The sequence below is a fragment of the Psychrobacter sp. T6-6 genome (genome assembly GCF_052258185.1).
In the GTDB taxonomy this organism is placed as follows: domain Bacteria; phylum Pseudomonadota; class Gammaproteobacteria; order Pseudomonadales; family Moraxellaceae; genus Psychrobacter.
The window spans coordinates 45526-65395 of the sequence record NZ_JBQQEX010000002.1 but is presented as its reverse complement, the minus strand read 5'-3'; the positions used below and the strand labels follow the sequence as shown (position 1 = coordinate 65395).

Annotated in this window: 14 protein-coding genes and 1 pseudogene; 9 read left to right on the top strand and 6 right to left on the bottom strand. The window is 41.7% G+C overall.

Annotated features, from left to right (window positions below; translation table 11 throughout):
* Positions 1 to 47: 47 nt before the first annotated feature.
* Positions 48 to 1442 carry an alpha/beta hydrolase gene (locus ACTXGL_RS03475; RefSeq protein ID WP_443524912.1) on the bottom strand — a complete coding sequence of 465 codons (1395 nt, stop codon included), beginning with the start codon at positions 1440 to 1442 and terminating at the stop codon, positions 48 to 50.
* A gap of 465 nt (positions 1443 to 1907) precedes the next feature.
* On the opposite strand from ACTXGL_RS03475, the gene grpE reads away from it, so the two are divergent.
* Positions 1908 to 2507, top strand: coding sequence for a nucleotide exchange factor GrpE (grpE, locus tag ACTXGL_RS03470; RefSeq protein ID WP_443524910.1), 600 nt, complete (start codon positions 1908 to 1910; stop codon positions 2505 to 2507).
* A 184-nt stretch (positions 2508 to 2691) separates the two neighbouring features.
* Positions 2692 to 4635, top strand: coding sequence for a molecular chaperone DnaK (gene dnaK / locus ACTXGL_RS03465; RefSeq protein ID WP_443524909.1), 1944 nt, complete (start codon positions 2692 to 2694; stop codon positions 4633 to 4635).
* A 227-nt stretch (positions 4636 to 4862) separates the two neighbouring features.
* Here dnaK and ACTXGL_RS03460 read toward each other — a convergent pair whose 3' ends face one another.
* Both ACTXGL_RS03460 and ACTXGL_RS03455 read right to left on the bottom strand, forming a co-directional pair.
* On the bottom strand, positions 4863 to 5672 hold the full coding sequence (locus ACTXGL_RS03460) for a methyltransferase domain-containing protein (RefSeq protein WP_443524908.1): 810 nt from the start codon (positions 5670 to 5672) through the stop codon (positions 4863 to 4865).
* 72 nt (positions 5673 to 5744) lie between these two features.
* Positions 5745 to 6992, bottom strand: a complete 1248-nt coding sequence (locus ACTXGL_RS03455; RefSeq protein WP_443524907.1) for an 8-amino-7-oxononanoate synthase — start codon at positions 6990 to 6992, stop codon at positions 5745 to 5747.
* A 303-nt stretch (positions 6993 to 7295) separates the two neighbouring features.
* Here ACTXGL_RS03455 and ACTXGL_RS03450 point away from each other — a divergent pair, with 303 nt between their 5' ends.
* The 4 genes from ACTXGL_RS03450 to ACTXGL_RS03435 all read left to right on the top strand — a co-directional run bounded on the left by ACTXGL_RS03450 (position 7296) and on the right by ACTXGL_RS03435 (position 10368).
* Entirely contained in the window at positions 7296 to 7832 is a 537-nt protein-coding gene (locus ACTXGL_RS03450; protein WP_443524905.1) for a porin family protein, read from the top strand.
* Between the two features lie 219 nt (positions 7833 to 8051).
* Positions 8052 to 8603, top strand: coding sequence for an outer membrane protein (locus tag ACTXGL_RS03445; RefSeq protein ID WP_443524904.1), 552 nt, complete (start codon positions 8052 to 8054; stop codon positions 8601 to 8603).
* Between the two features lie 196 nt (positions 8604 to 8799).
* Positions 8800 to 9396 carry an NfeD family protein gene (locus ACTXGL_RS03440; RefSeq protein ID WP_443524903.1) on the top strand — a complete coding sequence of 199 codons (597 nt, stop codon included), beginning with the start codon at positions 8800 to 8802 and terminating at the stop codon, positions 9394 to 9396.
* 90 nt (positions 9397 to 9486) lie between these two features.
* Complete coding sequence (locus tag ACTXGL_RS03435; protein WP_319050837.1) at positions 9487 to 10368, top strand: SPFH domain-containing protein; 882 nt, start codon at positions 9487 to 9489, stop codon at positions 10366 to 10368.
* A 73-nt stretch (positions 10369 to 10441) separates the two neighbouring features.
* On the opposite strand, the gene hemN is transcribed toward ACTXGL_RS03435, so the two are convergent.
* Together hemN and ACTXGL_RS03425 are read right to left on the bottom strand one after the other, a co-directional pair.
* Positions 10442 to 11920: an oxygen-independent coproporphyrinogen III oxidase gene (gene hemN, locus ACTXGL_RS03430; protein WP_443525530.1), complete on the bottom strand. Its 1479-nt coding sequence runs from the start codon at positions 11918 to 11920 to the stop codon at positions 10442 to 10444.
* Between the two features lie 396 nt (positions 11921 to 12316).
* Complete coding sequence (locus tag ACTXGL_RS03425; RefSeq protein ID WP_443524901.1) at positions 12317 to 14767, bottom strand: penicillin acylase family protein; 2451 nt, start codon at positions 14765 to 14767, stop codon at positions 12317 to 12319.
* 315 nt (positions 14768 to 15082) lie between these two features.
* On the opposite strand from ACTXGL_RS03425, the pseudogene ACTXGL_RS03420 reads away from it, so the two are divergent.
* From ACTXGL_RS03420 to ACTXGL_RS03410, 3 genes and pseudogenes are all read left to right on the top strand, one after another.
* A pseudogene (locus ACTXGL_RS03420) lies at positions 15083 to 15781 on the top strand (magnesium chelatase domain-containing protein); the annotation flags it as partial.
* A 78-nt stretch (positions 15782 to 15859) separates the two neighbouring features.
* A complete protein-coding gene (locus ACTXGL_RS03415) occupies positions 15860 to 17650 on the top strand; it encodes a hypothetical protein (RefSeq protein ID WP_443524900.1) in 1791 nt (596 codons plus the stop codon).
* A gap of 689 nt (positions 17651 to 18339) precedes the next feature.
* A complete protein-coding gene (locus ACTXGL_RS03410; protein WP_443524899.1) occupies positions 18340 to 18888 on the top strand; it encodes a TetR/AcrR family transcriptional regulator in 549 nt (182 codons plus the stop codon).
* 5 nt (positions 18889 to 18893) lie between these two features.
* Here the strand turns inward: ACTXGL_RS03410 and ACTXGL_RS03405 are convergent, their stop codons facing one another.
* Complete coding sequence (locus ACTXGL_RS03405) at positions 18894 to 19547, bottom strand: LysE family translocator (RefSeq protein WP_443524898.1); 654 nt, start codon at positions 19545 to 19547, stop codon at positions 18894 to 18896.
* Positions 19548 to 19870: the final 323 nt, after the last annotated feature.

Below are 19870 nucleotides of genomic sequence, written 5' to 3'. Positions count from 1 at the left end.
GCATCTTTAAATCACAGTACCTTTAAGTAAAGCACCTTCAAAAACCACTATGCTGCCAGCTGTGATCGAGTACTGATGACATCGCGCACAAAACCACAAAACCCATTGATAATGTCTTTTGTCTCTTGCCCAAGACCTTGATGCACGCTCATAAAATGAATAAAACCATGCGGTGCACCTAAAACAGTATGAGTTTCAACGGGCACATTGTAGCCTTTCAACTGCTCTGCATAAGCAAACGCTTCATCACGCAGTACATCGAGCTCAGAGGCCACGATATAAGTCGGACATACTTTGCTGTTATCACCGAGCATGGGTGAGTTTAGTATGTGTAGGCGTGGTAGGAGACTGTCTTTTAGGCAGGCTGCATCAAACACTGCTACGTCAGCATGATCTAACAATAATCCCTCGCCGTATAACTCCCAGCTTGGATAGTCTGTTTCGATATCGGTAACAGGATACAGCGGCATTTGTGCTAATGGCTTTGGTAGGCTCTCTAGAAGCTTGTACATCTTCTGACCTTGAGCGCCCAAGTCTGACCAAGCGCTCTCGGTCGGTGCAGTCAGCTGCTGTGCGATCAAAGTGGATAAACCACCGCCTGCACTATCACCTGCAAGTACGATACGTGATGGCAACGCGCCTAGTGTATGACAGTGTTCAGCCAACCAAGCATAAGCTGTGATACAGTCTTTGAGGGCGGCTGGTGCAGGACACTCAGGGGCCAATCGATAGTCGACACTAACAACAGGCCAGCCAGTTTGCTCGCAGACTGCATGGCAGAACTCATGATGTGTATCGACATCGCCGATACAGAACCCACCGCCGTGGAAAAACAGCATCACTGTCTCGTCAGGATTGTGTACTGCCCCTTTTTTAGCGCGTTTTTTATTGGCCTTCGTTTGATAGCAGCGAATGGTCATATCACCGTCATCAGCATTAGCTATCGTCTTGTCTTCCCAATTGACAAGCTTTTCGCCCTTTTTGGTAAAGGGTTTAATATTGTTCAGGATGTTGTCGCTAGCTTGCTGCCATACTCTTGGTGCCTGCATTGCCACCGCATCGGTAATAAACCTTTCGCGAAGCTCATGCATGGGCGTCAGCTCTAAAGGCGTCTTCAGATGACTATTTACAGCGAGGATCAAGCGTAAATGTGCATTGGCATGAAGATATTGTTTTGAATTCGGACCTTTTAGATAGGCAATTAAGCCCTCTAGTATCGGCGTTGGCAAATAACCAAAGCCTTTCATCGCATAATGCAAAGTATGTGGTTGGTACTGTGAAACTGGGTTGTAGCTGAGTACTTTTTCTCTGACGCTCAGACGCTTCTCATGTGCGCTACTTTCTCTTGTTCCATTGGCTGTTTCATCATTCGATGCTAGGTGCATCGCCATCAAGGTTTTGTTAAGTAAGGTATTGATTGATGATACTGTGGGATTGGACATAACATCTCTCATAACGGTTTGGGTGTTTACGATTACATCGAGGTACATTTTGATGTAAGTCATAATATTTGTAGCAATAATAAGGCAGTAGTGCGTAAAGCAGGGTGTTGTTTAGTAATGGCGTGAATAGCAATAGTAAAGTGTTTTGACTAATTGACGTTTTTTTGTACGTTTTGTGAGTAAATATGGAGATTCGTTGACACAACGGAAAAATACTGTGCAACGCTGCTAAAGAGTATTTTGACTATATTTGTCATAAATACGAAAAAATCCTGCGTTTTAGGCTTGAAATTTATACGTATCACCTTTATCAATCAGCTATTAGAGCGCATTAATAAAAACAATGAGTAAGAATCGTTAGGCATCTGATAAAGGTTCAATACAGCCAACAATTGGCTGAGTCGTTGCGTCTTGTCGTAACTATTATTGTCGTAATCATTATTATTGAAATTCCAAGGAGCTATCATGAGCGAGCAAACCCCAAATAAAGAAACGCTTGACCAGACTGTGGTACACGATAATGTTGAGCATCAAAACAGTATCTTAGAAGAAACCATGAAAGAGTTTGATCCGCAAAACAACTCAGGTGAAGAGGCGACTATCGAAAACGAAATCAACCTCGACACATTCAAAGCACGTATTGCTGAGCTAGAAGGCGAAGTAAAAAAAGCCAAAGAAGGTACTGCGCGCGCTAATGCTGAAGCTTACAATGCGCAAAAGCGTGCTGAGCAAGAAGCAGATAAGAGCAAAAAATTCGCCCTGCAAAAATTCGCTAAAGAGTTACTCGACATCGTTGATAACTTAGAGCGCGCTATGGAAAATGCAAATGCAAACGATCCAGTAGCTGAAGGGGTTCAATTGACTCATAAAGCGCTGGTCGCTGTATTGACCAAAAATGGCGTAGAGACCGTCGACCCACAAGGCGAAAAGTTCAACGCTGACTTCCATGAAGCTGTTGGTATTGACCCAGAAGCAGAAGCGGATACAGTTGGTACAGTCTTACAAAAAGGCTATAGCCTAAATGGTCGTCTGTTGCGTCCGGCGATGGTTCGTGTTGGTCAGTAGTATTTCTAGGGGTTAAACCCTACTAATATGAAGGTTTTTCACAAAAAACCACAGGAAAGACAGTTTTTGCGTATTTATTGCCTTGAAAAATACAACAGGCAAACCGATATATAGCAACAAGTGACCGACTACGGTCTGGATAAATAAGTATTTATAGTTAAAAACAAATTAGGAGCAATTGATTATGGGTAAAGTAATTGGTATTGATTTAGGTACAACTAACTCGTGTGTAGCAGTGATGGAAGGTGACAAAGTTAAAGTTATCGAAAATGCTGAAGGTACGCGTACCACACCATCAATCGTCGCTTATAAAGACGACGAAACGCTTGTTGGTCAGTCAGCTAAACGTCAAGCAGTAACCAACCCAAGCAACACGTTATTTGCAATCAAACGTTTGATTGGCCGTCGTTTCGATGACAAAGTCGTGCAAAAAGATATCGGCATGGTACCTTACAAAATCGCTAAAGCAGACAACGGCGATGCATGGGTAGAAATCAACGGTAAAAAGCTTGCGCCACCACAGGTTTCTGCTGAAATCTTGAAAAAAATGAAAAAAACAGCAGAAGACTATCTTGGTGAGAGCGTAACTGAAGCGGTCGTAACTGTACCTGCTTACTTCAACGATTCACAGCGTCAAGCAACTAAAGATGCGGGTAAAATCGCTGGTCTTGATGTAAAACGTATCATCAATGAGCCAACTGCTGCGGCACTTGCTTATGGTATGGATAAGAAGCAAGGCGATAGCACGGTTGCTGTATATGATTTGGGCGGTGGTACTTTCGATATCTCAATCATCGAAATCGCAGACGTCGATGGCGAGCAACAGTTTGAAGTACTAGCGACCAACGGTGACACTTTCCTTGGTGGTGAAGATTTTGACTCAGCATTGATTGATTTCTTAGTTGCTGAATTCAAAAAAGAGCAAGATGTGAACCTAAAAGGTGACTCTCTTGCGATGCAGCGTCTAAAGGAAGCCGCTGAAAAAGCGAAGATTGAACTATCAAGCGCGCAAAGCACTGAAGTCAACTTGCCATACATCACCGCTGATAGCAGTGGTCCTAAGCATTTGGTTGTTACTATCAGCCGCTCAAAACTTGAGAGCCTAACTGAAGACCTAGTACAGCGTACAATCGGTCCATGTAAGACTGCACTTGAAGATGCTGGTCTAAAAATTGGCGATATCGATGACGTTATCCTCGTTGGTGGTCAGACTCGTATGCCACTAGTACAGCAAAACGTACAGCAGTTCTTTGGTCAAGAGCCACGTAAAGACGTGAACCCTGATGAAGCAGTTGCAGCGGGTGCAGCGATTCAAGGTGCGGTATTGTCTGGTGATAAAACTGACGTATTGCTACTTGATGTGACGCCATTGACCCTAGGTATCGAAACCATGGGCGGTGTGATGACGCCAGTTATCGAGAAAAACACCATGATTCCTACCAAGAAATCACAGGTATTCTCAACGGCTGAAGACAACCAGCCAGCAGTAACGATTCAGGTATATCAAGGTGAGCGTAAAATCGCTAACCAAAACAAAATGCTTGGTCGTTTTGACTTGACGGATATCCCACCAGCACCACGTGGCCTACCGCAAATCGAAGTGTCTTTTGACATCAATGCTGATGGTATCATGAACATCTCAGCAACCGATAAAGGTACTGGTAAAGCACAAAGCATCCAGATCAAAGCAGATTCTGGTTTGTCGGATGAAGAAGTTGAACAAATGGTTCGTGATGCAGAAGCCAATGCTGCTGAAGATGAGAAATTCGCTAACCTAGCGCAAGTTCGAAACGAAGCAGATGGTCGTATTCATGCGGTACAAAAAGCACTGAAAGAAGCAGAAGATAAAGTTACTGATGAAGAAAAATCAACAGTAGAAACTGCGATCACTGAGCTTGAAGCGGCAGCGAAAGAAGACGATCATGACGAAATCAAAGCCAAGCTTGAAGCATTAGACAATGCCTTCTTGCCAATCAGCCAAAAAATCTACGCTGATAGCGGTGCTGGCGCAGAAGGTATGGATCCAAGCCAGTTCCAACAAGGTGCTGAAGGTGCAGCAGAAAACAACCAGGCTGATGACGACGTCGTTGATGCTGAGTTTACTGAAGTAGACGAAGACAAAAAATAATATCAACTCCAAAAACGCGTTTAGCTGCGTCAAACTCGCCTAGTCTACTCAATGTAGTACTTACGCTCGTTTTCCTTGCTACTCACGTTTTTGAAAATGGTATAGTTGATACAAATCGACAAGCAGTTAAATCAAAAAACGCATCTTTCGAGATGCGTTTTTTTATGGCTGTTATTTTTGCTATTTATGATATGCCCCAGCTACTGCCTTGATTTCGTGCTGCGCGCTTATGGCATAAAGGCGTTCACTACAAGTACTTCATAGGTTAAATTCACAACAGGTTGCCCTGTTTCATTTTCTGCGGAAAAATACCGCCAGTAGTCTGACTCAAATTGCTGTAGACGTGACTTTGTCCATCTAAAAGTCTGAGTATCATGGGCTGACTGTTGTGTCTGATTGGTCGATACGCCAGTGAGTTTCATATGTTTTAAGACAGCATAGGGAGATAGAAATGGTAAATCATAGCGCTGAACCGAAAGCTCAGTATTTTTAAAACCAGCACAGTCTAATGCTGATTGCCATGCATCAATGTCTGGATAACTCAGCCCTTGACCAGTGAGAGTCTTGATTTGCAGAAAATTATTTGGCGTAAAGGTGCTAAAGACCAGCTGTCCTCCAGATTGTAGACGCTGTGCTGATTGCGCGACAAAGCTGAGTGGATTGTCAAACCATTGTATCGCATTGGCGCTAATGATTAGGCTGTGATGTGCTGCCAAATTCATCGTTTCAGCATCGCCAATAACTATCTCAGCAGTTGGTAGTATCGATTGCAATGTCGCAGCTTGCTCAGTACATAACTCATTAATGCGCCAGTGTTGGCTACGAATGTGCTCAGCAAGCAGACGAGTCATCTGGCCTGTACCTGCGCCAACTTCTAACACACTTGATTGCTTCGTATGAGCGATATTTGCGAGCAAATACTGACAGATTTCTCGTTGAATACTGGCGTGCTGATCATAGTCACTGGCACTAGCAAAGTGATGAGCGATGGTTTGTTTTCGGACACTAAAGGTATTAGGGGCGCTAAGTATTGTCATGTGCTTTATTCTATCCAAGTGAGTCACTAATCAGCTGATAGTGAGCGCAAACGTTTGTGCTAAACGACTATGTCATAACTGCGCTATCAGTTGCTCGCAGTCTGCGATGGTCAATTTGGCATTCATAACGAGTCGAATGCGAGCGGTGTTGGCAGGAACAGTAGGCGGTCTAATAGGCAAGGCGTAAAATCCAGCGGCTTGGAGCTGTTTTGCCTTTGCCATGGTACGCGCATTGTCACCCAAGATATAAGGCACAATAGGCGATTCGTAGGTAGGAGTTTGTGCTGATGATGGGACACGATATTCAGGACTGATGGCTTGGCTCAGTTGTCTTGAAATTTGTGCTAAGTGTACGCGTTGATCAGTGAGCGCTGGCATTTTTCCTAAAATAAAGCGCGTCCATGCATGATTGATAGGGGGGAGTGCAGTGCTAAATATCAGTGGACGCATGGCGTTTATCAACCACTGCTTTGTGATATCGTCACACATGATGTAAGCACCAACTGATGCAAAGGCTTTACCAAACGTCCCCACCAAGTAATCAATATCTACTAAAGTATGTGTTTCTTCTGCTAGGCCCAAACCTGTTTTGCCAAGTACGCCAACAGCATGTGCTTCATCGACATATAATTCAATACGTGCATCTTTTGCTTTTAGTTGTACTAATTGAAGTAAGTCAGCACGGTCACCATCCATACTAAAAATACTTTCAGTGACAATGATGATGCGCTCAACGCTCTCATCTGCCTGCTCAATAAACCGAGCCAAATGTTCGTAATCGTTGTGACGGTAGCGACGATAGGTGACCAGTTTGCTTTGACTCAAACGCATACCATCGATGATACTCGCATGTACCAGCTTGTCAGCTAATATAAGTGTCTTGACTGGCAAGGCGGTCAACGCGGGCAAAATACCAAGGTTAGCATGATAGCCACTATTCAATACCAGTGCTGTTCTTGAGTTAAGGATATTTTGTTTAGGAACGTTTTGTTTTTCTACTGCGCTCTCGTACCAATTTTGCAGTTCAGACTCTAATGTTTGTAGCTGGGTGTCATTGCCCGTTAATAGCCGCGATGAAGTAGCGCTCATTTTGGGAGGCAGCGTATCGGATGATTGCTCCAACTGATCGAAGAATTCAGCCTGCAACTCGGTATCACCGCCCAAGCCTAGATAGTCATTACTGGCGATATTGAGTAATGCTTCGCCTTCTTTAATAATGTAGCGACCATGATGTTGCAGCTCGGGCAGTTGGCGATATTGTTGTTTTGCTTTGAGGTCTGCAAGTGCGACTTGCAAATGATCGGTGATGGCTTTTTTCATCTTTTCTCTTTATTTTTTATCATTTAAGTCGTATTTGACCAAATATTTGGCAAAAATTCTGCGAAATGAGTAGGAATTATTGCACAAATGGAGCGGTTGTAACAAAAGGTTTCATATCTAAGCCTTTGTAACTAGTGGACTGATAAATGCTTTCAAACTTTAACTGTCATACCATTAAACACTGACAGAGTGTCTGAAATAGTTTGTTACTATATCCTCATCGTTAGCAGACAAGACGATAGGTCACTAAGACCACTATAAATAAACAACTTGTTTGTCCCAATTTTCTCTGAGGAGCTAATAATGAAAACTCTACAAAAAACGTTACTTGCACTAGCAACTGGTTCTTTACTTACTGTTAGCGCACAAGCCGCTGTTAACTATGGTAATGGCTATACAGGTCAGCCGTATGTTGGTGCTAAAGTCGGTCAATTCGATTTAGATATCGATAATGCTGATGATCCAACTGCCTATGGTGTGTATGCTGGTTACAACTTTGATCCTAACTTCGGTATAGAAGCTGAGTATGTTGGTTCAGATGACGCTGACTATAGAGGCGGCGACATCGATGCCAAAACATATGGCGCTTATGGTACCTATCGTTATGCATTCCCAAATACTGGCTTATATGCAAAAGGTAAGCTGGGTGTAGCGAAAACTGAAGTAGAAGCATCTAATACTAATCTAGGTTTATCTGATGGTTCAAGAGACGATACCAATCTTGCTGGCGGTGTAGGTCTTGGTTACGCAGTAAACTCTGACTTCAGTGTTGAAGCTGAATACGACATGTTAGGTGATGATGTAGATCTTATGACTGTTGGTGCACAGCTAAAATTCTAAGCATTTAGCCTAGATTAAGCATTTAGCTTAAGTACTGCAATAAAAAACGATCACTCTAAGTGGTCGTTTTTTTTCGTCTAAAATTATATAAAACATATGTTTACTTTATTGGATAATTTGGTATGATGTCGCACTACTAAAAACAAGTGAAATATAGTTGAGTAGTATTCAAGGTTAAACAAATCATTTGTTTATTAAATCCAAGGTTGAGAATAGTCTATGAAAAATCTACAAAAAGCGTTACTCGCAGCAATCGTCGGTTCAGTAATGACAATGAGTGCGCAAGCAGCAATCTCTTATGGTGCTGGTCAATCGTATGTTGGTATTAAAGCCGGTAAGTTCATGATAGATGTTGATGATCTAGATGATCCAACGGCGTACGGTGTATATGCTGGCTATAATTTTGATTCTAACTTTGGTGCCGAGATTGAATACGTAGGCTCTAGTGATACTGATGTCGATACAGGTAATAGTGGTGTTGACGCTGAGTATGACCTTAAAACCTATGGTGCTTATGGTACTTACCGCTATGCATTCCCTAACACTGGTCTATATGCCAAGGGTAAACTAGGCTATGCTAAAGCCGAGATTGATGCTTCTATAAGCGACGACTTTGGCAACTTTGAAAATAACAGTGGTAGTGATAGTGGTGTCGCTGGTGGTATTGGTTTAGGGTATAACTTCAACCCTAACATGAGTGTTGAAGCTGAATATGACTATGTTGCTGAAGACCTTACGCTATTAACTCTTGGTGCACATTACAAATTCTAAGTCTCAAACCTTAGCTAAAAAATGATCACTTAGGTGGTCGTTTTTTTTGCCTAAAATTCGTAACAGATATTTTGGGCGCACAGTATGTAAATGTGTATCAGAAATACGGTTAAAGCATTGTTATCCTTAAAAATATGATACATTAAAAACTGGAATGATAAAGATAGGAATGGTGGCAAGGATGGAGATGTTTTTGATGATTGAACCTTGGCATTGGCTGGTATTGGGCTTCTTACTATTGATCGTTGAGATGTTTGTGCCGACGTTTGCCAGCTTGTGGTTTGGCGTAGCCGCTGTGATCATTGCGGCCTTAGCATGGTTGCTCCCTATTCCTTTATTATTTCAGGTGCTGATCTGGCTTACGCTTTCGGTTTTTTTTATGCTGGCTTGGGTCAAATACATCAAGCCCCTATCCATGAGTCGCAAAAAGGCGGCGCAAAGCAGTAATTTGGTGATTGGTGAGACCGGTATGATCGTGGTCAAACCGCAAAAAGGTATCCCTGGTATGATACGCTTTAACGTACCTGTTTGGGGTGCAGACGAGTGGCCATGCCGCACAGCAGGTGCGAGGGTGGAGATGGGCGATCGCGTGGTGGTCTTAAAAGTGGTCGGCGATGAGCTGGTGGTTGCTCCCACACAGCGCCTCCAAGCACCCAAAACGATACGCCCAAATATTACACCGACACTCAATAGCCAAGTACCTGCAAATACTCAAGTGTCTACCAAAAAACCTAACGGGAATAGACTGAGCTTGCACAAACCTGACCCCACAAAGACAGGCACTAGCAAATGACGCGCATGATATACCGAATATTTTTAAATCAAGATAAAAAGGACATAAATCACGTCGCTGGCAAACAAGGCGAGGATCAAGGAGAATCGTATGAGTAGCATCTTAAGTATTTTAAATGGCGGCGGTATCGTGATGTTGGTATTAGCAGCCTTGGTGGTTTTTACTGTCTTTAAGAGTGTCTGTATTGTCCCGCAGGGGTACAAGTGGGTCGTGCAGCGGCTGGGTAAATATCAGCAGACCCTAGAACCTGGCTTTAGCCTTATTATTCCTTTTGTGGATAGAATCGCCTATAAAGTTACTACCAAAGACATCGTACTAGATATCCCATCGCAAGAGGTTATCACCCGCGATAACGTGGTCATCATCGCTAATGCGGTCGCTTATATCAATATCCTACGCCCAGACAAAGCGGTCTATGGTATTGAAGATTATGAGCATGGTATCCGTAATTTAGTACAGACATCATTGCGCTCAATCATTGGTGAGATGGATCTTGATAATGCTTTATCGAGTCGTGATGAGATCAAGGCATTGCTCAAACAAGCGATTTCAGAAGACATCGCTGATTGGGGTATTACGCTCAAAACCGTAGAAATTCAAGACATTAATCCTTCGCAAACCATGCAAGCCTCTATGGAAGAGCAGGCAGCAGCAGAGCGTTTACGCCGAGCGACAGTCACCCGTGCTGACGGCCAAAAACAAGCGGCTATATTGGAAGCAGATGGACGTCTTGAAGCGTCACGTCGCGATGCTGAAGCGCAAGTGGTACTGGCCAGAGGTTCAGAGGAGTCGATTCGTCTTATCACAGCGGCGATGGGTGATGAAGAGATGCCGATTGTCTACTTACTTGGTGAGCAGTACATCAAGTCTATTCGCCAACTGGCAGAGTCTGATAACTCAAAAATGGTGGTACTACCAGCAGATATCTTAAGCACTGTAAAAGGTATGGTTGGTGATAAATTAAAAGTGTAGATAGCCAGTCATAAAAAAAGACCTCACATGAGGTCTTTTTTTATAGCTGATAAGTGGTTTTTGAGTCGTAAGCTCAGATCACTTTTGAGAAATGGCTGTTATGTTTATCTTTCAAGTACTCATCAAACACCATGGCGACATTGCGACCAAGTAGGCGTCCTCTTGGTAAGACACGAATACCTGCTGCATCCATATCGATCAGTCTATCGTTTTGCATCGTCCCTAATTGTTGAATTTCATCAATAAAGTAAGTAATGGCATCGATACCAAACTTTTGGTTCACATCTTTAAAGTCGAGATAATCGTGGCAGAGCAGATTCATAATGACATATTCACGCAATCGATCTCTGATAGATGTCTTGATATATTTTACAGCAGGCATAACAAGAGGGTTAGACTTTGCCTTGTCTATTCTAGCTTGATAGGTGTGTAGATCGGTATCGTTTTGCGATATATAGCGGGTGTTGCTATTGGCAATCTGACTGATAGATGAGACACCAAAGCCCAATAAATCACAGTCGCCCATGATGGTATAGCCTTGAAAGTTGCGATGTAATTTACCTTGGCGCTGGGCAACAGCCAACTCGTCATCAGGCTTGGCAAAGTGATCGATGCCAATGTATTGATAACCAGCTTCGGTCAGTGTATTGACAGTATTGCCGAGCATGGCAAGTTTGTCAGCTGGAGTTGGTAGGTCTTCATCTTTGATCTGACACTGAGCTTTAAACCGCTCGGGCAGGTGAGCATAGTTAAAGACTGACAGACGATCTGGTGACATCTCGATAATACGCTGTACAGTGTTGCCCAAAGTATCAGGCGTTTGATGCGGTAAACCGTAAATGAGGTCAATATTAATAGAGCCAAAACCAAGCTTACGCGCTTCATTTAACACATTTTCAATCATTTCTGCTGAGTGCACGCGATTGACGGCGATTTGTACCATTTCATCCAAATCCTGTACACCCAAGCTGATACGATTGAAACCCAGGTTGCGCAGCGTTTGTAGGGTATTGTCACCCAGTTCACGGGGATCAATCTCGATAGAGTAATCACCTTCATCTTCAGGTAAAAACTCAAACTGAGTTTGCAAGAATGCCCACAGTTTTACTATTTCCTCATCACGCAAAAACGTTGGTGTACCACCGCCTAGATGGAGCTGCTTGACCAGTGGTTTTTCGCTGCCATCTGGCGCAGATAGCAAACGACGTTTCAGAGCAATCTCAGCGATTAGATACTGTAGATAGTCACCAGAGTCGCTGTTTTTTTTGGTAATGATCTTATTGCACGCGCAGTAATAGCAAAGGTGACGACAAAACGGAATATGAAAATACAAAGATAGGGGCGCACGAGACTCGCGATTTTGAAGAATTTTTGTCTCAAGAGCAGTCGTCTCGAGTCTGTCCGGTATCGGCGTGAACTCTAACGCCGTTGGGTATGAGGTATAACGTGGGCCCGAACGATTATACTTGTTGATGATGGTCTCATCGAACGGTGGTAATTGCTTACTGGTGATGCTACCGCGGGTGCTGGCATAAGGGTTGTCTGGTTGCATAACAGGGCGCACCGTGGTGGGCGAGTCGTCCGCACGGTTGTAAGGCTGTTGAGTGTGTTGTTCTGAGTAGTCTGTCATGCGATATTCCTCGTTTTGACGCCGAACATACGGATTCTTATATGGTTAGTCGTTCAGTAAGTGAATGCTAGTCTCATTTTTAGAAAGCTGATAAGAATATTTGAGCAGGTTATTGGTAGCTGTATTTATCACCGAATTTATGATGGCTAGTATAACAAATCCTTATTGCCAGTGGGGTGGTTGGTCAGTGTGCTCAGCTATTAAAATACAGCGGTTACTTTGACACAGAAAACCCCAGCACTTTGAATAAAAAAAACCCCAGCACTGGGCTGAGGTTTTTATATTTCTGCTTTACTTATCTACTTCATTTTGCCAATGCTACTCTCTCAGTTGAATGGTACCACCAACCGCTTGGTCATTGACTTCAGTTTTACTAAAAGGCAAGCGTATCCAGTCTTTGGCTGAGTAACGGCGTGTCTGATCACGGTGGTACGGTCGCGTACTGTCTGAGGCTTGTGAATATGCCAGCAATGCTTCTACGACAGGGCCATTACTATCAAAAGTTACGGTCTGCATATAGGTAGGACCAGTAGTGATTGGCTTATAAGTACCATCTTCATTGAGTCCTGGGCCTTGAGCGACGTTGAAGATACCTTCGCGTCCAAGTCCGCCATGCATAGAGATTTTTTCGTTATTACTACCTGCATCGATGACGTACTGTAAGTCTGCCAAAGAGGCATCAAGGGCGATATTTTTGTCATTGAAGTAGCTAATGGCATCTCCCAATGCCTGACGCGTATTATCATTGATAATCAGGTCACGTGGCGTATTGACAGGGTCATTGACATCGAACTTCACATTGAAGGCATCATCTGTAGTTTCAGTAAAGTCGACGCTGCGCCAAAACTCTCTAAATACATGAGCACCTTTGCTATCTAGGTTGTTACGGCGATCCCAATTGCTCAGAATATTACAAGCTTGAGTGGCATCGATAGTACCACCGCTAGTCAGTGGCATCATAGGGTTGGTTGTACAGTCTGCCAATACATCATCGAGTACGAGCTCAGCAACATAGCTGCGGTTGCCATAGACCACGTCTTGCATATTATCCAGATTAAAGGTGGAGCCACCAAGTTGGTCTGTATTGCTCAGTCGATCTGAGATCTGTGTCAGTCCCATACGCGAACGCATCAGTAACGGTACGCCTTCTACTGCATTGGGTCCTAAGAATGGCGTTAGACGACGACGTAGGAGCGGTGAGAACCCAGTCAGTGGCTGCTGAGGATTGCTCAACCAGTAACTGTCGTTTGAGTTGGCGACGTAATCATCACGAATTAAGAAAGGAAGGTTTGAGCGTCCAAAAATACCTGCTTGCGGCGAGTCAGCATCATTACCCCATTCACAGGCAGCTGTGGCTCCGTTTAGTGCTGGCAAGTCTGCTGCAATCAATGCGCCAAGGAATGGACCAGCATTGGCACTACAAGCTTCAAGCTTATCTTTGGTGACATGCGGTACGGTTGAAATATCGGCGTACAAGGCCTTGCCGTAGCGATCAGTGGCAATGGTATTAACGAACCCAAGACCAAGGGTATCTTGCATTCTATCGACTAGGTCTTCGACGCTCGTGGCTTTATTCATACTACGCCATTGATTGAGGGCACGCGGATTCTCAGATGCCGCATCGCGAATGGTATAAGCGAGATTGTTATCACCCCAGTTAGGCAGCTGATCGTTTAGTGCTTTTACATTCAGCATCGGTCCATATTGAGATAGATATAAGGATTCAACACGCTCCCCACCATCTGGCAACTGAATCGTTACCTCGACTTCTTCGATATCACGCTGCTCAAATACACCGTCACTATTTTGATAATTGTATTTCATAGGATTGCCATTTACCAAGCTAAGCTGATAAAGGGTAAAGCGTTTGGCGGTAGAGACCGTATGACTCCACGCCACATCTTTATTAAAACCAATATTAATAAAGGGCTGGCCTTGTTGAGCGGCGCCCATCACATCGAGCTCGCCTGGCAAGGTCAAATGAAACTCATAGAAGCGCTGTACGCCCTCCCATGGCTCATGTGGATTGCCGTACAAGATACCGCTATCAGTACCGGTTACCTCGCTGCCAAATGCGTAGGCGTTACTACCACCTTTCATCGCATTGATTGTTGAATTATCGAAATCAGCTACTGGCTCTGGGCTGACAGTACGCATTCTACTGCTGTCCATAGTCATATCTTGATCAGGCGGTGCTGCTGCGACGATAGATCTGACAAAGTTAGACAAGCCGCCGCGCAAGTTTGCTTTGCCGTAGACAGTCAGCAAATCATCAATCGTAATCTCACGTACCCATTCGGCGCCAGCGCAGTCAGGATTGATGTTATCAACCCCTGTATCACGTAGATACCGGCTATAGCCAGCAGCGTAACCTGTGACAGCATCAATAGTCTCGGGATCCTGAGCGGCCAAGAAACTAGCGCGTCTCTCTGGAGAGTTATACCAAGTATAAAAAACGTCGCTGTCTACGTCACCGTCGTCACCGAGGTAGCGCATGCTCTGTCCGCTGGCTACGACGACCTCACGTGCTAGTGAACAGATGTTGTCCTCCGCAAAAGCGTAACCTACGCCGTAACCGAGCCCTTTATAATCCTGTGCGGTAATATGTGGGATGCCAAATTCAGTGCGCTGAATATCTGCAACGTAGGTAGTCTCAGAACCAAAAGGATCGTTATCGCCATCTGTGAAACAACCAGACAGTCCTACAGAAACAGCCACTGTGAGTAGCGCGAGCCTAGGCACACGCTGAGGAAGCATATCAATGCTCATAAGCTTATCCATCCATGGTTAGTTGGTGTGTATAAAGCGGATAGCAAAAAGCCGCTTTATATAGACAATAAAATCCGTTTATCATCCATGCTCTGATTGATTTTGAACGCTAGTAGTGGCTTGATATTTGCTGATCAGCAAACAAGAGTGGTATCAAACACGCCTCAGTATTTAGCCAGTAGGATCAAAATTAAAACGAACATTTGCTCATCATATAACACTATTTACTCACTATACCAGTGATAAAACACGACATTTGCGCACTGATAAAGAATAATCTATCATCAATCATCCCCTAATATTAGGAAAACACTGATGTCGTTTGCCCAAGTCTATACCCGCTCAGTCGTCGGTTTGCATGCTCCCAAAGTCATCATTGAAGTTCATCTGTCGCAAGGATTACCTGCGTTGACCATCGTCGGTCTGCCTGAAGCGGCTGTACGCGAGAGCAAAGACAGAGTGCGCTCTGCTATTCTTAATTCAGGATTTCAGTTTCCCAATCGGCGTCTCACGATTAATTTAGCTCCGGCTGATCTACCTAAAGATGGTGCACGTTTAGATTTACCAATAGCCATAGGTATATTGGCGGCAAGCGGACAGCTTGAGCCAGAGGTGCTATCGAAGTTTGAGTTTATAGGAGAGCTGGCACTCAACGGTGAGCTGCGGCAGGTCACTGGCAGTTTGGCAGTTGCTCGCGCGATCAAAGCGGAAGGGCTAGCATCAAAACTATCGCAGACACCGCAACTTATCGTACCCGTTGATAATGGGGGTGAGGCCAGTCGCGTCGATGGCGTGACGATACTGGCCGCGCAGAGTCTAAAGGCAGTTTGCGATCATTTGCAATCCCTGACTGACCCAAGCGCAACTTATGACTGCTTGGAAGTGGTGCAGCCCAGTCCCACGCCAAAGCATGTCGGGTATCAAGTAGATTTAGCGGATGTCAAAGGACAGCATCATGCCAGACGCGCGCTAGAGATTGCAGCAGCTGGTGGTCATTCGTTGTTGTTTACTGGTGTAATAGTACGAAATTAATGGCAAAAGTGCGAAATTGATGGCAAGATACGGTATAGGTGTCAAAAACAGGAAAACCGTATGGCTCAATTTTTTAAAATTGATAATCATAGAGAAAAATATAAGAACTCTTTTAAGATAAAATACCATATCAAACGTTCTTGTAACTCAACGATAAAGCATTTTGAAAATGATTTCGAATATGTTGTCGTGTGGTATAAAAGGGAGTTCACTACATTCTCTAATGCTGATGATGCTATTGTCTATGTTGATGTAATATTTGCTAACTTAACTCAGCCAACTTATCTAAAAGAAACAGAAGATGGTCCAAAGGAGTCCACTAGTTATTTGACTGTAAGCATTCCTATCAACTATATTCATAAATTACCTTTTGGTAGCATATGGAAAAATGGCAAATCAAAAGAGCGCTTTTCTCTAGATACCTATGAGATTCTAGTAAATAACAACTACGAAATTCATTCATATTCTAAAGCAAATCGCGATATAAAATATAGTCAGGAAGAAGATAGAATCCGTGAGCTACCATTTGACGCTGAACAGTATTTCGATAAAGTTATTCCTTATGACAAAAGCCAGCTGATAAATATAACAAATAATAATCAAGATTTCGTAATCCATCCTTTGTCGCTGTTCATAATCCATTATGGGTATTCTACAGATATTAAACGTATAATTACTAAATATAGTTTTAAAGATATTCTTAAAAAATTAATTATTGAAGATAAAGGTGTTGATCTAAGAATGAAAGCGAGAGGAATTGAGGAATATGTAATTTTGCCTTTAAACTTCACTCAAAGAGACTCAGTATTTTTACACCAATTAAAATACAACGATGATGTAAGAAAAAAAGTAAAAGAGATACATAATGCTGTGCAGTTGGATAAAACTAGCGGTGAAGCTACTATAAAGATTGATTTTTGGCATAAACCATTAACTATGCGTTTAAAAGGTATATGTATAGGAAGTAAGGTTTTATGTGCAAATATCATTAACATTGACGAACCAGATATTGATCCTATCAATTTTGTCGTTAAACCTAGACGTAAAATGAGTATTGGGGGTTCGACAGAAAGTGAGAATGTCTTGAATGTTAGGCAATATATAGTCCCAGATAACGTTGAAGATTTAGATTTCACTGACGACCAAGTAGATAATTTAGGGACTGTGTTAATAGTTGAAAAAATAGAGAGTCAAGGTAGACTCGTAACAATTAATAAAATTATAGACGTAGGTGATACGAAAGTTAGGTCTATTGATAGAAACACTAAATTTATTAAAGCTGAATCGCCTCAATCATTTAGTTTGGGGGATAAGCATGGAAATGGTTCCACGGGCTTAGCAAATACTCGTTTTGAAGTTGTAGGAAGCCCTAAATATCAGTCTCGATTTGCTAGAATTTGGGAAAATGCTAAAGCATATGCAGAAGAGTATCAAGGTAATGCTCAGTGGTTTACCTTTGATCAAGGGTTTAAATCAGTAGATGAGTTTAGCCTGATGTCATTGACCAGCTTTCATGAACAGTCTGAAAGAAGTCGTTTGCCTAATAGAGTTTTAGTTATAGAAATAAAAACAGGCGAAGATAAGTATTACTTACTAGAGTTTGGACAAGTGAAGTTTAAGAATAGTGATAAATTAAAAGGTTTCAACGGAATAGTGTATAAGGCTGATAATGATGAGAATTTTGCCAGTAGAGAAGGACTTTTGCTCCAAATACTCATGAGGGTCGCTTTACTAAATGGAACTTTAACTCATGAATTCCCAGACCCTTACGAAGGTAAGTTAGCTTTGTTTAGACATCATGATAAAGAGAGTAGTGATTGGGTCAAAAATGCAATAGATAATCTTTTATAGATTGACATACTTTATTTTGTTAGAACAACGAGAATACCTTTCTTATAGAAAGACTTATAGTTATATTTGAAGTAATTTCGCGATAGGTATATCTGCATCTGCCCAGTCTAGCTCATGCAGTTCACTTTTAGGCAGCAATAATAAACAGTGGTGACCAATTTTAGTTAAGAACTGATTTTCAAGAATAATACACTCGTAAAGGTAATATAAACGCTAAAATCTAGATATTGATGCTCTATCTATTCCAGAGTTGAAATAATTTCAATGTTTGTATCTAGTTCTTCCTATTGTAGGAAACAGTATTAAAATGGGTTAACAGGTCTCTACGAATGGTAGTTTTCGCAAAGAGGCGAGTAGGATATATTAGTTACTACTTTCTGCTTTCTGCTCTACTCCTTCGGTGTTATCTCTTGAGGTGACAACTCTGCCATAGGGGGCTGCCTTAAGATCTAGCACTTTGCTTTGGTTAGTATTCCATAGGATTCTGAAATGCTTTACTAAGTAGGATTATTGTATTTTCCCTAGCTATCTTGTCATATAAATTATATCCTTTCTTGAGTATGAACAGACCTTTCTGTCTATTACTATCAATAAAAAATAAGATATAGTTCATTGTATTAAGCTATATTTAGTGGGTTTATTTGGGCTTGACGATACTTAAAGCAGGTTAAGGATTAAAGAGTTATTTTATGTCAAAAAAGAAACTAGATATTTTGAAAACTGCTAGTGAACTGTTTAATGAACATGGATATGTCAGTGTTGGTGTAGACAGGATCATACGCGAATCAAGTGTGTCTAAGATGACTTTTTATAAGTACTTTCCATCTAAAAATAATCTAATACAAGAATGTTTGATAAATCGTGATGAACTCATAAGAAACAGTATCACACAAACTTTAAGTTTAAGTAAAAAAAAAGGGATAGAGAAGCTTGAAATTTTCTTAAAATGGTATGAGAGTTGGTTCAACCAGAAAGATTTTTTCGGTTGTATGTTCATTAAAGCTACAGACGAATTTATGCATGATGTTAAGCTTAACTCCATAATAATCAACCATAAGATGTGGATTACTAATACTATTAAGAACATCTTAAAAGAATGTCCTATAGAAAACCCAGAACTTATGGCTGATCAAATTAGAATTATTTTAGATGGCGCTATAATTAATGAAACTACTTTTAGAGATGGAAAGTCTATTGTAAATTCATGGCTCATTATCAAAACCATGTTGAAAATATAGTCTTCTCAAACACCTAGTAGAGTTTTCCCTGCATTTATAACTAAAATTAATGCCAGTATTATTAAAACAACGCCGCCTGTTTTTGTAATTAAATACAGTTTATCCTGAGCTTTCCAAAGGTATTTACTGGCGACTGAAAATAATTCAGCATAACAAGAGTGGATAATTATTACTAAGAGGCAGAATGTCAAAGCAAGTAGTAGAAACTGCGGCAAGTAGGCTTGGTTAGAATCAATAAATTGAGGAAATACTGCCATAAAGAATAAAATAGGTTTTGGATTAGAAGAAGATGTAAATAATCCTTGCTTAAATAGATTCCAACCATTATAAGTTTTTATAGTTTCTACATTATCTGTTGTAGATGTTATTTTTAGAGAGTTCCTTTTTCCAAGGAGCATTTTAGCACCCATATAAAGAATATAAATCGCTCCAATTATCTGCACTGTTAGAAATGCTTTTTTAGATGTAGCTATTAGTAGACCGATGCTTGTAGCTGAAACTATAGCTACTGCCAGCATGCCTAGAGATAATCCTAGTATGCCGTAAGTAGTTCTCTTTCTATCGTAGGTGAGTGAGTTTGTAATACTGAGGATAACACCTGGTCCTGGACTTGCTATAGTAGCTGACGCTATAAGAATATATATGACAATATTGTTCATAAAAGATTATTACCATCTAGATATTTTTAGTTTGAAAAGCTTTTAAGAATGTAAGTATTCAGCTTGTCTAGTTTTAGTTTATTGAATGATAGGGTTATTTAAAATTGAGATAAGCCTTCAGGCATAAGGTCTTAAACCAAATTAAGTTTTTGGTTGGTAAACGTTACTTACTATTTTTAATTGTTAAGTCAATTGTATATTTCTTATATCATTTACTTTTTCTAGGAATAGTCATCATTTAATAAAATAGTACTCAAACAGCTATTTGACGCTGTTTAGTAAGATTTATCTATTTAGATTGCGGTCGATTAAATTTAGGACAC

Coding starts and splice junctions, on each gene's coding strand:
- ACTXGL_RS03425 (WP_443524901.1), bottom strand. CDS start 14,767: ATGAGCATTGATATGCTTCCTCAGCGTGTGCCTAGGCTCGCGCTACTC.
- ACTXGL_RS03435 (WP_319050837.1), top strand. CDS start 9,487: ATGAGTAGCATCTTAAGTATTTTAAATGGCGGCGGTATCGTGATGTTG.
- grpE (WP_443524910.1), top strand. CDS start 1,908: ATGAGCGAGCAAACCCCAAATAAAGAAACGCTTGACCAGACTGTGGTA.
- dnaK (WP_443524909.1), top strand. CDS start 2,692: ATGGGTAAAGTAATTGGTATTGATTTAGGTACAACTAACTCGTGTGTA.
- ACTXGL_RS03415 (WP_443524900.1), top strand. CDS start 15,860: ATGGCTCAATTTTTTAAAATTGATAATCATAGAGAAAAATATAAGAAC.
- hemN (WP_443525530.1), bottom strand. CDS start 11,920: ATGCAACCAGACAACCCTTATGCCAGCACCCGCGGTAGCATCACCAGT.
- ACTXGL_RS03455 (WP_443524907.1), bottom strand. CDS start 6,992: ATGAAAAAAGCCATCACCGATCATTTGCAAGTCGCACTTGCAGACCTC.
- ACTXGL_RS03410 (WP_443524899.1), top strand. CDS start 18,340: ATGTCAAAAAAGAAACTAGATATTTTGAAAACTGCTAGTGAACTGTTT.
- ACTXGL_RS03405 (WP_443524898.1), bottom strand. CDS start 19,547: ATGAACAATATTGTCATATATATTCTTATAGCGTCAGCTACTATAGCA.
- ACTXGL_RS03445 (WP_443524904.1), top strand. CDS start 8,052: ATGAAAAATCTACAAAAAGCGTTACTCGCAGCAATCGTCGGTTCAGTA.
- ACTXGL_RS03440 (WP_443524903.1), top strand. CDS start 8,800: ATGATTGAACCTTGGCATTGGCTGGTATTGGGCTTCTTACTATTGATC.
- ACTXGL_RS03460 (WP_443524908.1), bottom strand. CDS start 5,672: ATGACAATACTTAGCGCCCCTAATACCTTTAGTGTCCGAAAACAAACC.
- ACTXGL_RS03450 (WP_443524905.1), top strand. CDS start 7,296: ATGAAAACTCTACAAAAAACGTTACTTGCACTAGCAACTGGTTCTTTA.
- ACTXGL_RS03475 (WP_443524912.1), bottom strand. CDS start 1,442: ATGTCCAATCCCACAGTATCATCAATCAATACCTTACTTAACAAAACC.